15 protein-coding genes are annotated in these 15,343 nt (G+C 58.3%); 3 read left to right on the forward strand and 12 right to left on the reverse strand.

Features of this window, described 5'->3' with window-relative positions; translation table 11 throughout:
• The first annotated feature begins 125 nt into the window (after positions 1–125).
• Positions 126–2,705 carry a DNA mismatch repair protein MutS gene (mutS, locus tag HNR03_RS06625; protein ID WP_222589989.1) on the forward strand — a complete coding sequence of 860 codons (2,580 nt, stop codon included), beginning with the start codon at positions 126–128 and terminating at the stop codon, positions 2,703–2,705.
• A gap of 141 nt (positions 2,706–2,846) precedes the next feature.
• A complete protein-coding gene (fdxA, locus tag HNR03_RS06630) occupies positions 2,847–3,170 on the forward strand; it encodes a ferredoxin FdxA (RefSeq protein ID WP_208669789.1) in 324 nt (107 codons plus the stop codon).
• A 472-nt stretch (positions 3,171–3,642) separates the two neighbouring features.
• Here fdxA and rpoS read toward each other — a convergent pair whose 3' ends face one another.
• The 8 genes from rpoS to HNR03_RS06670 all read right to left on the reverse strand — a co-directional run bounded on the left by rpoS (position 3,643) and on the right by HNR03_RS06670 (position 10,787).
• The gene (rpoS, locus tag HNR03_RS06635; RefSeq protein WP_056856224.1) at positions 3,643–4,650 is read right to left on the reverse strand and encodes an RNA polymerase sigma factor RpoS; all 1,008 of its coding nucleotides are present in this window, start codon (positions 4,648–4,650) and stop codon (positions 3,643–3,645) included.
• A gap of 105 nt (positions 4,651–4,755) precedes the next feature.
• Positions 4,756–5,613: a peptidoglycan DD-metalloendopeptidase family protein gene (locus tag HNR03_RS06640; protein WP_259151698.1), complete on the reverse strand. Its 858-nt coding sequence runs from the start codon at positions 5,611–5,613 to the stop codon at positions 4,756–4,758.
• Between the two features lie 211 nt (positions 5,614–5,824).
• Positions 5,825–6,460: a protein-L-isoaspartate(D-aspartate) O-methyltransferase gene (locus HNR03_RS06645; RefSeq protein WP_197678969.1), complete on the reverse strand. Its 636-nt coding sequence runs from the start codon at positions 6,458–6,460 to the stop codon at positions 5,825–5,827.
• 41 nt (positions 6,461–6,501) lie between these two features.
• Positions 6,502–7,251, reverse strand: a complete 750-nt coding sequence (gene surE / locus HNR03_RS06650) for a 5'/3'-nucleotidase SurE (protein ID WP_259151701.1) — start codon at positions 7,249–7,251, stop codon at positions 6,502–6,504.
• Complete coding sequence (gene truD, locus HNR03_RS06655; RefSeq protein ID WP_259151703.1) at positions 7,239–8,297, reverse strand: tRNA pseudouridine(13) synthase TruD; 1,059 nt, start codon at positions 8,295–8,297, stop codon at positions 7,239–7,241. The genes surE and truD overlap by 13 nt, the downstream gene beginning before the upstream one ends.
• Entirely contained in the window at positions 8,294–8,767 is a 474-nt protein-coding gene (ispF, locus tag HNR03_RS06660; protein ID WP_008154023.1) for a 2-C-methyl-D-erythritol 2,4-cyclodiphosphate synthase, read from the reverse strand. Before ispF ends, truD begins: the two co-directional genes overlap by 4 nt.
• A gap of 53 nt (positions 8,768–8,820) precedes the next feature.
• Complete coding sequence (gene fghA / locus HNR03_RS06665; RefSeq protein ID WP_222589985.1) at positions 8,821–9,666, reverse strand: S-formylglutathione hydrolase; 846 nt, start codon at positions 9,664–9,666, stop codon at positions 8,821–8,823.
• An 8-nt stretch (positions 9,667–9,674) separates the two neighbouring features.
• Positions 9,675–10,787: an S-(hydroxymethyl)glutathione dehydrogenase/class III alcohol dehydrogenase gene (locus HNR03_RS06670; protein WP_259151706.1), complete on the reverse strand. Its 1,113-nt coding sequence runs from the start codon at positions 10,785–10,787 to the stop codon at positions 9,675–9,677.
• A 107-nt stretch (positions 10,788–10,894) separates the two neighbouring features.
• Between HNR03_RS06670 and HNR03_RS06675 the strand changes: the two genes are divergently transcribed.
• Complete coding sequence (locus tag HNR03_RS06675) at positions 10,895–11,791, forward strand: LysR substrate-binding domain-containing protein (RefSeq protein ID WP_222589983.1); 897 nt, start codon at positions 10,895–10,897, stop codon at positions 11,789–11,791.
• A 103-nt stretch (positions 11,792–11,894) separates the two neighbouring features.
• Here HNR03_RS06675 and ispD read toward each other — a convergent pair whose 3' ends face one another.
• The 4 genes from ispD to kdsA all read right to left on the reverse strand — a co-directional run bounded on the left by ispD (position 11,895) and on the right by kdsA (position 15,340).
• Positions 11,895–12,602, reverse strand: coding sequence for a 2-C-methyl-D-erythritol 4-phosphate cytidylyltransferase (ispD, locus tag HNR03_RS06680; protein WP_259151708.1), 708 nt, complete (start codon positions 12,600–12,602; stop codon positions 11,895–11,897).
• Positions 12,599–12,877 (reverse strand): cell division protein FtsB, encoded by a 279-nt coding sequence (gene ftsB / locus HNR03_RS06685; protein WP_008028992.1) that lies wholly within the window; start codon positions 12,875–12,877, stop codon positions 12,599–12,601. The genes ispD and ftsB overlap by 4 nt, the downstream gene beginning before the upstream one ends.
• A gap of 171 nt (positions 12,878–13,048) precedes the next feature.
• On the reverse strand, positions 13,049–14,338 hold the full coding sequence (gene eno / locus HNR03_RS06690; RefSeq protein WP_090187791.1) for a phosphopyruvate hydratase: 1,290 nt from the start codon (positions 14,336–14,338) through the stop codon (positions 13,049–13,051).
• Positions 14,339–14,494: 156 nt separating this feature from the next.
• The gene (gene kdsA, locus HNR03_RS06695; RefSeq protein WP_222589981.1) at positions 14,495–15,340 is read right to left on the reverse strand and encodes a 3-deoxy-8-phosphooctulonate synthase; all 846 of its coding nucleotides are present in this window, start codon (positions 15,338–15,340) and stop codon (positions 14,495–14,497) included.
• Positions 15,341–15,343 lie beyond the last annotated feature (3 nt).

Here is a 15,343-nt window from a genome sequence, read left to right on the forward strand (position 1 = left end):
ACAGGCAAAGCGTTCATGCCTGCGTCGAGCGGACTGCCCATGTTAATCTTGCGCCCATTGCGCAAAAGCCGGCCGATGCCTCTTCCTTTGCCCTACACCTTTGAACGAGTTTTCCTGAATTCCCGATGAATAAAGCCCTCTCCGACCTGTCCTCCCACACGCCAATGATGCAGCAATACTGGCGCCTGAAGAACCAGCACCCCGATCAGCTGATGTTCTATCGCATGGGCGACTTCTACGAGATCTTCTACGAAGACGCGAAGAAGGCCGCCAAGTTGCTGGACATCACCCTGACGGCCCGTGGGCAATCGGCGGGGCAGGCAATTCCTATGTGTGGGATTCCTTACCACGCGGCTGAAGGTTACCTGGCGAAACTGGTCAAGCTGGGCGAATCGGTGGTGATCTGTGAGCAGGTCGGCGACCCGGCCACCAGCAAAGGGCCGGTAGATCGTCAGGTGGTGCGGATCATCACGCCGGGTACGGTCAGTGATGAAGCGCTGCTCGATGAGCGCCGGGATAACCTGATCGCGGCGGTACTGGGTGACGAGCGTCTGTTCGGCCTGGCTGTGCTCGATATCACCAGCGGCAACTTTACGGTGCTGGAGATCAAAGGCTGGGAAAACCTGCTGGCAGAGCTGGAGCGGGTCAATCCGGTGGAGCTGATGATCCCGGATGACTGGCCGAAAGATTTGCCGGCGGAAAAACGTCGTGGGGTTCGTCGCCGTGCGCCGTGGGATTTCGAGCGCGACTCGGCGTTGAAAAGTCTTTGCCAACAGTTCTCCACCCAGGACCTGAAAGGTTTCGGCTGCGAGAACCTGACCCTGGCCATCGGCGCGGCCGGTTGCTTGCTCAGTTACGCCAAGGAAACCCAGCGCACCGCCCTGCCCCACCTTCGTAGCCTGCGCCATGAACGCCTGGATGACACCGTGGTGCTGGACGGCGCGAGCCGTCGCAACCTGGAGCTGGACACCAACCTGGCCGGTGGTCGCGACAATACGCTGCAATCGGTGGTCGATCGCTGCCAGACGGCCATGGGCAGTCGTTTGCTGACTCGCTGGCTGAACCGTCCGCTGCGCGATCTCACTGTATTGCTGGCGCGCCAGACGTCGATCACGTGCCTGCTCGACGGTTACCGTTTCGAAAAACTGCAACCGCAGCTCAAGGAAATCGGCGACATCGAGCGGATTCTGGCGCGGATCGGTTTGCGTAACGCCCGTCCCCGGGACCTGGCGCGTCTGCGCGATGCACTCGGCGCACTGCCAGAGCTGCAAGCGGCGATGACCGAGCTCGAAGCGCCGCACATCATTCAACTGGCGAAGACCACCAGCACCTACCCGGAACTCGCGGCGCTGCTGGAAAAAGCCATCATCGACAATCCACCTGCGGTCATCCGTGATGGCGGCGTGTTGAAGACCGGTTACGACAGCGAACTCGACGATCTGCAATCGCTCAGCGAGAACGCCGGGCAGTTCCTGATTGATCTGGAGGCACGCGAGAAAGCTCGCACCGGTCTGTCGCACTTGAAGGTCGGGTACAACCGCATTCACGGCTACTTCATCGAACTGCCGAGCAAGCAGGCCGAGTCGGCACCGGCCGATTACATTCGCCGCCAGACGCTCAAAGGTGCCGAGCGCTTCATTACGCCGGAACTCAAAGCGTTCGAAGACAAGGCATTGTCAGCCAAAAGCCGTGCGCTGGCCCGCGAGAAGATGCTGTACGAAGCGCTGCTCGAAGACTTGATCGCCCAACTGCCACCGTTGCAGGACACTGCCGCGGCACTGGCTGAACTGGACGTGCTGAGCAACCTGGCTGAGCGCGCGCTGAACCTGGACCTGAACTGCCCGCGCTTCGTTGATGAGCCGTGCATGCGTATCACCCAGGGTCGTCACCCGGTGGTCGAGCAAGTACTGACCACGCCGTTCGTGGCCAACGACCTGAGCCTCGACGACAACACGCGCATGCTTGTGATTACCGGTCCGAACATGGGCGGTAAATCCACTTACATGCGCCAGACCGCGTTGATCGTGTTGCTGGCGCACATCGGCAGTTTCGTGCCGGCGGCCAGTTGCGAATTGTCCCTGGTGGACCGGATCTTTACCCGGATCGGCTCCAGCGATGACCTGGCCGGTGGACGGTCGACTTTCATGGTCGAAATGAGCGAAACCGCGAACATTCTGCACAACGCCACCGAACGCAGCCTGGTGCTGATGGACGAAGTCGGTCGCGGCACCAGCACCTTCGACGGCCTTTCGCTAGCCTGGGCCGCGGCGGAACGTCTGGCGCATCTGCGCGCTTACACACTGTTCGCCACCCACTACTTCGAGCTGACGGTGCTACCAGAGGCGCAACCACTGGTGGCCAACGTTCACCTCAATGCCACCGAGCACAACGAGCGCATCGTGTTCCTGCACCACGTTCTGCCCGGCCCTGCCAGCCAGAGCTACGGCCTGGCGGTTGCGCAGCTGGCAGGCGTGCCAAGTGAAGTGATTGTGCGCGCTCGTGAGCATTTGGGCCGCCTGGAAGCCACCGCACTGCCCCACGAAGTGCCCAAGCCCGCCAAAGGCAAACCGGCCGCGCCGCAGCAAAGCGATATGTTCGCCAGTCTGCCGCATCCGGTGCTCGATGAACTGGCTAAACTTGATCTGGACGACATGACGCCGCGTCGCGCACTAGAAATGCTCTATACACTAAAGACACGGGTCTAACGCACTTGCCTGCAAGCTGTTAGAATCTCGCGCGGTTTGGGATGCTGCTGGCTAATAGCCTGGCCTGCAGATTATCGCTCCCAAACCTGGCGACCCCAACGTGAAGGGGCTCCGCTGCCGCCGCCTGAGGAGAAAATTAGAATGACCTTCGTCGTCACCGACAACTGCATCAAGTGCAAGTACACCGACTGCGTAGAAGTCTGTCCGGTGGACTGCTTTTACGAAGGCCCGAACTTCCTGGTGATTCACCCGGATGAGTGCATCGACTGCGCACTGTGCGAACCAGAATGCCCTGCCGTGGCCATCTTCTCTGAAGATGAAGTCCCGGAAGATATGCAGCAATTCATTCAGCTGAACGTTGAGTTGGCCGAAATCTGGCCCAACATCACCGAGAAGAAAGATCCGCTGCCAGACGCTGAAGAGTGGGATGGCAAGAAAGACAAGATTAAAGAACTCGAACGCTGATTTTCCCGCGCGTTCTGGAAAAGGCCCCTCGTGGGCCTTTTTGCTTTTCTGCAGACAAAAAAAGGGGCGGTTTGACCCGCCCACATTTTTTCCCTATTCCCTGTATTCCTTTTCATCGTCCTGATGAATCGCTTCCTGCGATGTCCATTCCCCCCTTCCTTGAAGGGCGTGTCGATCCGTCGACACAATTCAGATACTAGAGAAATCCCTGCCAAGCGCAATTGACCCAGATCGCCAAAATCGACTGTCACATGCTGTTAACACAATAAAATATCTATACAAATCAATTAGATAAATTTACTCACGTAGGAACATGGGCGACTTCCAACCTGTAAAAATAGTGAACACTTACGAAAGAGTAAGCGAAAACTTACAACGCGATACTACAAAGCAGAGGCGATCACGCTCATCTTCCAGGCAATAAAAAACCCCGAGCCAGTCGGGGCCTTTTATGACCATATAAGCCAATTGCTTATTGAAACAGCGACTCGCTCGACAAGCCGTTCTTCTCAAGAATCTCACGAAGACGCTTGAGGCCTTCCACCTGAATTTGTCTGACCCGCTCCCGGGTCAGGCCAATCTCCAGGCCTACATCTTCAAGTGTGCTGCTCTCGTGGCCACGCAAGCCGAAGCGACGTACCACCACTTCGCGTTGCTTGTCGGTAAGCTCCGAAAGCCATTGATCGATGCTCTGAGACAGGTCGTCGTCCTGCAGCAGTTCACATGGATCGGTTGGACGATCATCGGTAAGGGTGTCCAGCAGGGTTTTATCCGAATCCGGACCCAGCGAGACGTCGACCGAAGAAACCCGCTCGTTCAAGCCGAGCATGCGCTTGACCTCTGCCACTGGTTTTTCCAGCAGGTTGGCGATTTCTTCGGGTGAGGGTTCATGGTCGAGTTTTTGAGTCAACTCCCGTGCGGCCCGCAGGTACACGTTAAGCTCTTTGACCACATGGATCGGCAACCGGATGGTCCGGGTCTGATTCATGATCGCGCGCTCGATGGTCTGACGAATCCACCAGGTTGCGTAGGTCGAAAAGCGGAAGCCTCGTTCGGGATCGAACTTCTCCACTGCGCGGATCAGACCGAGGTTGCCCTCTTCGATCAGGTCCAGCAGTGAAAGCCCACGATTGACGTAGCGCCGGGCGATTTTCACCACCAGCCGCAGGTTGCTTTCAATCATGCGCTTGCGCCCGGCCGGATCACCACTTTGCGACAAGCGCGCAAAATGAACTTCTTCTTCCGGAGAGAGCAATGGGGAAAAGCCGATTTCGTTGAGGTACAGCTGCGTGGCATCGAGTGCCCGAGTGTAATCGATGTACTTGTGTTGCTTTAACGAAGCGGAGTGTTTGGATTTGGCACGAACGGAAGGTGGAGCAGCCCCTTCATCATTCGACATCGAATCCGTACCGATGCCGGTCTCCATAAGGAGAACCTCATCGTCGATGTCAAACTCCGGCACTTCTTTACTGAGAGCCATTGTTATAGTCCTTTGGTGAGTTCGACCCCAAGCTCAAGCGGCGCCTTTATCCTTGGCAACGCTGGAGCCTGTCCCCTCTACGTGACGGAACAGGCTGGCAACAAATCAACGGCGTGGCAGGAACTGCAGCGGATCTACAGGTTTACCTTGTCGGCGAATCTCAAAATGCAGCTTCACCCGGTCTGTACCCGTTGACCCCATTTCGGCAATTGTCTGTCCGACTTTGACCTGCTGCCCCTCCCGAACCAACAGCCTGCGGTTATGTCCGTAGGCACTGACGTAGGTGTCGCTGTGTTTGATGATGACTAATTCGCCGTAGCCCCTTAAGCCACTCCCGGCGTATACCACCGTCCCATCAGACGCAGCTAAAACAGGCTGTCCCAAATCTCCGGCGATATCAATTCCTTTATTCAAACTACCGTTTGAGGAGAACTTTCCAATCAGAATGCCATTAGATGGCCATCCCCAGCCGGTCGGGGCCGGGCCGGCAGGAGGCATCGGAGCGGGGGCTGGCTTGGTGGCGACGGACGGTGCAACCACCGCTGTGCTGGTCGTTGTGCCGTTAGCCTGACGTCGGATTACCGTGGTTTTCAACGACGACGAAGGCGTTGAATCGGTTGCACTCTCTACCGGCGTCGGGGTTGAACCGGTACGACCATCAAAGCGAATTGTCTGACCTGGATGGATCGTATACGGCGTAGGAATATTGTTCCGTGCGGCGAGGGCTTTGTAGTCCCAGCCGTAGCGAAAAGCGATCGAGAACAGCGTGTCTTTCGGTCGAACGACGTACTGCCCCGTGGTCACTGCCGGACGCTGAGGCACGGCATTGTTGCGATCGACCACGCGAACATCACTCGTTTTGGAACTGGAGCAACCGACCAGCAAGGTGCTCAAGACGAGGCCAGTCACCAGGCGCTGAAAGCTCTTTGTACCCATACGCTGCGCAATGACTGTGAGACTCACCCGCCGCTCCCTTTGTGGTGGCTGAAAATGTGGATTGCCGTGTTCCGGCACGAAATATCGCAAGTATAACGGGCCCGACAGGCTTTACCTTTAATGAAGCGAAATGGCTTCGCGCACACGTTTGCTGCCTGCCGTTGAATTCCGTTTAATATTTCGATGCCGCTGTAAGACCCGGGCAATCGAAGAGAATTCAGCGCTCCTGAATAAATGCTCAGGCCAGTGGTCCATTGAGCAATGGTACGAAGCGCACCGACCCTAAAACGCGTCGGGAAAAGCCGTTTTCTTCACGAATGATCAGCATCAATTGCTGCACCTCGCCCGAACCGACCGGTATGACCAGTCTTCCGCCCGGCGCCAATTGATCGAGCAATGCCTGTGGCACATCAGTGGCTACCGCCGTGACGATAATGCCGTTATACGGCGCCAGCGCCGGCCAGCCTTCCCAACCGTCACCCCAGCGAAAAACCACGTTGCGCAGGTTCAGCTCGACCAGGCGTTCCTTGGCCCGGTCCTGCAAAACCTTGATGCGCTCCACGGAGAACACCCGCTCGACCAACTGCGACAGTACCGCTGTCTGGTAGCCGGAGCCGGTACCGATTTCCATCACCTTGTCGAGCGGCCCCGCCTCAAGCAGCAGCTCGCTCATGCGCGCCACCATATAAGGCTGGGAGATGGTCTGGTTGTGTCCGATCGGCAGTGCAGTGTCTTCATAAGCGCGGTGCGCCAGCGCCTCGTCGACGAACAGATGACGCGGTGTACGGCGGATGACTTCGAGCACCTTGGCGTTGGAAACGCCCTCTTCATACAGGCGCTGAATAAGGCGTTCGCGAGTGCGTTGAGAGGTCATCCCGATGCCGCGACGCAAAATATCGTCTTGTTCACGAGCCATTAGCGCAACCCCTCCAGCCAGCCATCGATACTTCTAAAGGCATCATTGAAGGTGCGATCCAGTTGCAACGGCGTGATGGATACATAGCCTTGCATCACCGCATGGAAATCAGTCCCCGGGCCGCCGTCTTCAGCGTCGCCCGCTGCGGCGATCCAGTAACCGGATTTGCCACGCGGATCGACCACCTTCATCGGCGCCGCAGCACGGGCGCGGTGCCCCAGGCGGGTCAGCTGAATGCCTCGAATGTGATCCAGCGGCAGATTGGGAATGTTCACGTTCAATACCGTGCGCGGCGGCAGATCGAGGTCAGCGTGGGCTTCGACCAGTTTGCGCGCAAAGTAAGCGGCTGTGGGAAGGTTCTCCACTTGCCGTGAGACCAACGAAAAGGCGAACGAGGGGCGCTCAAGGAATCGTCCCTCGAGGGCTGCCGCGACGGTGCCGGAATACAACACGTCGTCCCCCAGGTTGGCGCCCAGGTTGATACCGGAAACCACCATATCCGGCTCGGACTCCAGCAAGCCGTTAAGGCCCAGGTGCACGCAATCGGTAGGTGTGCCGTTCAGGCTGATAAAGCCGTTGGACAGGGTTTGCGGGTGCAATGGACGGTCGAGCGTCAGCGAACTGCTGGCGCCGCTTTTGTCCTGGTCCGGGGCGATAACCACGCATTCGGTGTAATTCGCCAACGCAGCATAAAGCGCGGCGAGACCGGGTGCGGCTACCCCATCGTCGTTAGAAATCAGAATACGCATGGGCTGTCCGTCTGCCCCACCGGCACCAGATCAACAAGCTCGCGCACCAATACGGTGGCAAAGCATCCGGCCGGGAGGACGAATTCCAGTTGCAGAATGTCAGGCTCGGGATAATGCCACGTCAACCCACCAATGGGCAGCCGCAGGATGCGACGTTCGTGGCTCATTCCGGCGTTAATCAACCAATCGCGCAGATCCGCTTCGCGCTCGGCGATTGCCTGCTCCAGTACATGGACAGCGCCGGTCGCCGGCGAGTCACCTTCGCCCCATTGAGGACCGGTCGGGTGCAGGTCGAGAATCGCCAGGCGCGGATCGCTGCATTCAGCTTCACCTGCCGGGAAAAAGCTGCGGCTGTCGGTGAAGGCCAACAGATCGCCGACCTGGGCACGCTGCCAACTGCCATCGGCCACGCGCGCCGCCAACACTTGGTTGAACAGAAAACTGCGCGCGGTGGACAACAGGCGCGAACGCACATTGCGCTGCTCCGGCAAGGCCTTACGAGCAGCCCAGGCGCGGGCATCGACGACGTTACCGCCATCAAAGCCAAAACGCTGGGTGCCGAAATAATTGGGAACGCCTTGTTTGGCGATCAGTTGCAGCCGCGCGTCGATCGCGTCTTTATCACCCGCGAATTGCGTCAGGCGCAAGGTGAAGCCGTTGGCCGAGTGAGCACCGCGTTGCAACTTGCGCTTGTGTCGACCGGTCTTGAGGATTTTCAGTGTGTCGTTTTCCGCCGCCGACAGATCAGGATCGGCCTTGCCCGGTAGCTGAACGCTGAACCACTGGCGAGTCAGCGCCTGACGATCCTTCAAGCCCGCGTAGCTGACGGTGCGCAATGGCACACCCGCGGCCTTGGCAATCCGTCGTGCCGCTTCTTCGGTATTCAGGCCACGTTTTTCCACCCAGATCCACAGGTGTTCGCCATCGCCGCTGAGGGGGATGTTGAGCACCTCATCGACCTGGAAATCTTCTGCCGTGGCTTTCAATACCGCGGTGCCGAGGGCATCACCGTAAGCCCGTGGGCCGAGCAATTGCACCTCGTTCATGCGCGCAGCAACAAGGCAACGGAATGCACGGCGATGCCTTCTTCGCGACCGACAAAGCCGAGCTTTTCGGTGGTGGTAGCTTTCACGTTCACTTGATCCAACTCAACTTGAAGATCGGCGGCAATCAACGCGCGCATCGATTCGATATGCGGGGCCATTTTCGGCGCCTGGGCAACAATGGTGTTATCGACATTGCCGACCTTCCAGCCCTTGGCATGGATCAGTGCGACGACGTGACGCAACAGCACCCGGCTGTCGGCGCCCTTGTACGTCGGGTCGGTGTCCGGGAAGTGCTTGCCGATATCACCCAGCGCAGCCGCGCCAAGCAAGGCATCGCTCAAGGCGTGCAGCAGGACGTCACCGTCGGAGTGAGCGAGCAGCCCGAAGCCGTGTGCAATACGCACACCACCCAGAGTAATGAAATCGCCTTCAGCGAAACGATGCACATCATAGCCGTGGCCAATACGCATAAAAAAACGCCCCGATTTTTGTCAGGGCGTGATTCTACCTGCTTTGTCAGACATTAGGCGCTTAGCGCACGCCCATGATGCTGCAAGTGGTCGTCAATGAAGCTGGCAATGAAGAAATAGCTGTGATCGTAGCCCGGTTGCAGGCGCAACGTCAGCGGATGACCGGCCAGTTTGGCCGCCTGTTGCAACGCCTCAGGCTTGAGCTGGGTAGCGAGAAAATCATCACGATCACCTTGGTCGACCAGCAGCGGCAACTTCTCATCGGCCTCGGCGATCAATGCGCAGGCATCCCATTCGCGCCATTTCGAACGGTCTTCGCCCAGGTACCGAGAAAAGGCCTTCTGGCCCCACGGGCAATCCATCGGATTGTTGATCGGCGAGAACGCCGATACCGACTGATAGCGCCCCGGGTTGCGCAAGGCGCAGACCAGCGCCCCATGGCCACCCATTGAGTGGCCGCTGATGCCGCGTTTGTCCGAAGCAGGGAAATGAGCTTCGACCAATGCCGGCAATTCCTGCACGACATAGTCATGCATCCGATAGTGCCGCGACCACGGTTCCTGCGTGGCATTTAGGTAAAACCCGGCACCGAGGCCGAAGTCCCAGGCACCCTCCGGATCACCCGGCACATCAGGACCGCGAGGGCTGGTGTCCGGTGCGACAATGATCAGCCCCAGCTCGGCGGCCATGCGCATGGCGCCGGCCTTTTGCATGAAGTTTTCATCGGTGCAGGTCAGGCCGGACAACCAATACAGCACTGGCAGCTTGCCGCCCTGCTCCGCTTGCGGCGGCAGGTACACGGCGAACACCATGTCGCAGCCGAGCACATCGGAGCGGTGCTTATAGCGTTTGTGCCAGCCGCCGAAGCTTTTCTGACAGGAGATATTTTCCAGGCTCATGAGCGACCTCAGAAATGGATGACGCTGCGGATGCTTTTGCCTTCATGCATCAAGTCGAAAGCCTTGTTGATATCTTCCAGGCCCATGGTGTGGGTGATGAAGGTATCCAGCGGGATCTCGCCGGTTTCGGCCATTTCGACGTAGCTTGGCAACTCGGTGCGGCCACGTACGCCACCGAACGCCGAACCGCGCCAGACGCGACCGGTGACCAACTGGAACGGACGGGTCGAAATTTCCTGGCCGGCACCGGCGACGCCGATGATCACCGACTCGCCCCAGCCCTTGTGGCAGCACTCAAGCGCGGCACGCATCAACTGGACGTTGCCGATGCACTCGAAGGAAAAGTCGACGCCGCCGTCAGTCATGTCGACGATGACTTCCTGGATTGGACGATCAAAATCTTTCGGGTTCACGCAGTCGGTTGCACCCAGCTGCTTGGCGATTTCGAATTTGGCCGGGTTGATGTCGATGGCGATGATGCGACCGGCCTTGGCCTTGGCCGCACCGATGATGGCTGACAAACCAATGCCGCCGAGGCCGAAAATGGCCACGGTATCACCTGGTTTTACCTTGGCGGTATTGAGGACTGCACCGATGCCGGTGGTGACACCGCAGCCCAGCAGGCAGACTTTTTCCAGTGGCGCTTCTTTTGGAATTTTGGCGACGGAGATTTCCGGCAACACGGTGTACTCGGAAAAGGTCGAGGTGCCCATGTAGTGGAAAATCGGTTGGCCCTTGTAGGAAAAACGCGTGGTGCCATCCGGCATCAGGCCTTTGCCTTGCGTCACGCGAATCGCCTGGCACAGGTTGGTTTTGCCCGACAGGCAGAATTTGCATTGACGGCATTCCGGGGTGTACAGCGGGATCACATGGTCGCCGACGGCGACAGAGGTCACGCCTTCGCCGATCGCCTCGACCACTGCACCGCCTTCGTGACCGAGGATCGACGGAAAGATACCTTCCGGGTCTGCGCCCGACAGCGTGTAGGCATCGGTATGACAGACACCGGAGGCCACCACTCGCAACAACACTTCACCGGCCTTGGGCATGGCGACATCGACTTCAACGATCTCAAGGGGTTTCTTGGCCTCGAAGGCTACGGCAGCGCGCGACTTGATCATGTGGATTCTCCAGTGAATAAAAACGAGACAGGGAGTGTAATACACCGCTTGACGGTGAATAATCCGGACAAAAGCAAAACATTATTGCTGTACAGGGATAATCATCGATGTCCGAGAACCGCTGGGAAGGGATAGACGAGTTCGTCGCCGTCGCCGAATGCAGCCAATTCACCGCCGCCGCAGAACGACTCGGGGTCTCGTCCTCACATATCAGTAGACAAATCGTACGCCTCGAAGAGCGACTTCAGACGCGGCTGCTGTACCGCAGCACCCGCCGGGTCACGCTGACCGAAGCCGGGCAAACCTTTCTGCAACATTGCCAGCGTTTGCAGGATGGCCGCGAAGAAGCCTTGCGTGCGGTGGGCGACCTGACCAGCGAGCCCAAAGGCATGTTGCGCATGACCTGCGCCGTGGCCTATGGCGAACGCTTCATTGTGCCGCTGGTTACGCGGTACATGGGGCTCTATCCGCAACTCAGTATAGACATTGAACTGAGTAACCGCCCGCTGGACCTGGTGCATGAAGGCCTGGATCTGGCGATCCGTCTCGGTCGCTTGCAGGATTCAAGGTTGGTCGCCACACGCCTGGCACCACGGCGCATGTATCTGTGTGCATCTCCGTCCTACATCGAACGGTATGGTCGCCCACACAGTTTGTCGGAGCTGAGTCGCCACAACTGCCTCATCGGCAGTTCGGACATGTGGCAACTGGAACAGAACGGGCGGGAATTTTCCCAGCGGGTCCAGGGAAACTGGCGCTGCAACAGTGGGCAAGCGGTGCTGGACGCGGCGCTGCAAGGTGTCGGTTTATGCCAGCTGCCCGACTACTACGTGCTGGAGCACTTGAAAAACGGTGAGCTGATTTCGTTGCTGGAAGCCCATCAACCGCCGAACACGGCCGTTTGGGCGCTTTATCCACAGCAGCGGCATCTGTCGCCCAAGGTGCGCAAATTGGTGGACTATTTGAAAGAGGGGTTGGCGTTGAGGCCGGAGTACCTTGGTTGAAGATCAAAAGATCGCAGCCTCGTTTCACTCGACAGCTCCTACAAGCTATTGCGGTGAACGCGGGCAATGTTGGAGCTGTCGAGTGAAACGAGGCTGCGATCTTTTAGCGGCGGTTAACCCAACGCTGACGAAGCCATTCCAGATCTTCAGGGCGCGTGACTTTAAGGTTATCGGACCGGCCTTCAATCAGGCGTGGCGCAAGACCTGCCCACTCCATCGCCGATGCTTCGTCAGTGATGACGGCGTCGGCCACCAGACTGTCAGCAAGCGCCCGATGCAGCGCGCCAAGGCGAAACATCTGCGGTGTATAGGCCTGCCAGATCACGCTGCGATCTACGGTTTCGACGACACGACCGTGCCTGTCGACCCGCTTGAGCGTATCGCGGGCAGGCACTGCCAGCAGTCCGCCAACAGGATCGTCCGCCAACTCATGCAGCAATTTATCCAGATCATCACGCGAAAGATTCGGCCGCGCCGCATCGTGCACCAGCACCCAATCGTCATCGTCAGCGCCCAAGGCGTTCAAATGCAGCAACGCATTGAGTACCGACCCGGAACGCTCGTCGCCACCGTCGACACGCTGAATGCGCGAATCGGAGGCACACGCCAGGTTCGGCCAGTAAGGATCATCTGCAGCAAGACTGACCACCAAGCCCTTGAGGCAAGGATGATCAAGGAAACAGCCAAGGCTGTGTTCGAGAATAGTGCGCCCGCCCAGTTGCAAGTATTGCTTGGGACGGTCCGCGGCCATACGGGCACCAACGCCCGCGGCAGGAATCACGGCCCAGAAGGCCGGTAACGAGTTGTTCATTGGGCCAACTGGTAAAGGGTTTCGCCGTCCTTGACCATGCCCAACTCATGACGGGCCCGCTCTTCAACGGTCTCCATGCCTTTTTTCAACTCACTGACTTCGGCGTCCATGACCCGATTGCGCTCCAGCAAGCCTTCGTTCTCAGCGTGTTGATCCGCGATCTGCTGAGTCAGCTCGGCCACTTGCGCCAGACTGCCATTACCCACCCACAGGCGGTATTGCAGGCCAGCCAGCAGCAGGAGCAAGACGAGGAACAACCAATTGGGACTGCGCATCGAATATCGGGTATCCAGTGAAAAAAGACAGCCATGCCAAAACTTTGAAGCATCTGATAGCACGAAGCCTGGAAGAACCAGGCTTGTGCTCTTAAGGCATCAGATTAGTGGCAAATCCATCGCTGTCGCGATATTTCCGACACAATCCTTTGTCTTTTTACCATGTAGCAATTAACCGCGGAACTCGCTGCGGCCGTTGTACTTGGCTTTACCCTGCAACTGCTCTTCGATACGCAGCAGTTGGTTGTACTTGGAAACGCGGTCGGAACGGCACAGGGAGCCGGTCTTGATCTGGCCAGCCGAGGTGCCCACGGCCAGGTCGGCAATGGTCGAATCTTCGGTTTCGCCGGAGCGGTGCGAGATGACGGCAGTGTAACCAGCAGCCTTGGCCATCTGGATGGCTTCCAGGGTTTCGGTCAGGGTGCCGATCTGGTTGAACTTGATCAGGATCGAGTTGGCGATCTTTTTATCGATGCCTTCTTTCAGGATCTTGGTGTTGGTCACGAACAGGTCGTCGCCCACCAGCTGGGTTTTCTCGCCGATCTTGTCGGTGAGGATTTTCCAGCCAGCCCAATCGGACTCGTCCAGGCCATCTTCGATGGAGATGATCGGGTAACGCTCGGTCAGGCCTTTGAGGTAGTCGGCGAAACCTTCAGCGGTGAACACCTGACCTTCGCCGGACAGATTGTATTTACCGTCTTCGTAGAACTCGCTCGCCGCGCAGTCCAGCGCCAGGGTCACGTCGGTGCCCAGCTTGTAACCAGCGTTGGCCACCGCTTCCGAAATCACTTTCAAAGCGTCTTCGTTGGAGGCCAGGTTCGGTGCGAAACCGCCTTCGTCGCCAACTGCAGTGCTCAGGCCACGGGCCTTCAGCACAGCTTTGAGGTGATGGAAAATCTCGGTGCCCATGCGCAGACCTTCCGAGAAAGACTTGGCGCCAACCGGCTGAACCATGAATTCCTGGATGTCGACGTTGTTATCGGCGTGCTCGCCACCGTTGATGATGTTCATCATCGGAACCGGCATCGAGTAGACACCCGGGGTGCCGTTCAGGTTGGCGATGTGCGCGTACAGCGGCAGGTCCTGGTCCTGTGCTGCTGCCTTGGCCGCGGCCAGGGAAACGGCGAGGATCGCGTTGGCGCCCAGGGAGCCTTTGTTTTCAGTACCGTCGAGCTTGATCATCGCGTGATCCAGCGCTTTCTGGTCGCTTGGGTCTGTACCTTTCAACAGGTCGCGGATCGGACCGTTGATGTTGGCGACGGCTTTGAGCACGCCTTTGCCCAGGTAACGGCTCTTGTCGCCATCACGCAGCTCGAGCGCTTCACGCGAGCCAGTGGAAGCACCGGACGGCGCGCAAGCGCTACCGATGATGCCGTTATCGAGAAGCACGTCCGCTTCCACGGTGGGATTGCCACGGGAGTCGAGAACTTCACGACCTTTGATGTCGACGATTTTTGCCATTGTTGTAAACACTCCAAAGTTGACGAAAACGACGCAGCTAGAGGAAATCTTTTACCGTCGGCAAGTGATGTGCAGCGGGCAGACTTGCGGACGATAAGGCTCAGGCCCGAGGGCCTGAGCAACAAATCGTGCGGTACTTTACCGGAGAAATGAGGTTTACGCGGTCTCTACCGTCGGAAAACTCTTCACCAGTTCGTCCAGAGCTTTGAGCTGGGCCAGGAATGGCTCCAGTTTGTCCAGACGCAAGGCGCATGGGCCGTCGCATTTGGCGTTGTCCGGGTCCGGGTGCGCTTCGAGGAACAGACCGGCCAGGGACTGGCTCATGCCAGCCTTGGCCAGATCGAGGACCTGGGCGCGACGGCCGCCAGCGGAATCGGAGCGACCGCCAGGCATTTGCAGCGCGTGGGTCACGTCGAAGAATACCGGGTATTCGAACTGCTTCATGATACCGAAGCCAAGCATGTCGACGACCAGGTTGTTGTAGCCGAAGCTCGAACCGCGTTCGCAGAGGATCAACTGATCGTTACCCGCTTCCACGCACTTGTTCAGGATGTGTTTCATTTCCTGAGGCGCGAGGAACTGGGCTTTCTTGATGTTGATCACCGCGCCAGTCTTGGCCATCGCGACCACAAGGTCGGTCTGGCGCGACAGGAAGGCCGGCAGCTGGATGATGTCGCAGACTTCAGCGACGACCGCGGCCTGGTAAGGCTCGTGGACGTCGGTGATGATCGGCACGCCGAAGGCTTGCTTGATGTCCTGGAAGATCCGCATGCCCTCTTCCAGGCCGGGGCCACGGTAAGAAGTCACGGAGGAACGGTTGGCCTTGTCGAAGCTGGCCTTGAACACATAAGGGATACCGAGTTTCTCGGTAACCTTTACGTACTCTTCGCAGACCTGCATCGCCATGTCGCGGCTTTCCAGCACGTTCATGCCACCGAACAGCACCATTGGCTTGTCGTTGGCAATCTCGATATCGCCTACACGGATGATCTTCTGCGCCATCGT

The organism is Pseudomonas sp. JAI111, assembly GCF_024809425.1.
GTDB lineage: Bacteria > Pseudomonadota > Gammaproteobacteria > Pseudomonadales > Pseudomonadaceae > Aquipseudomonas.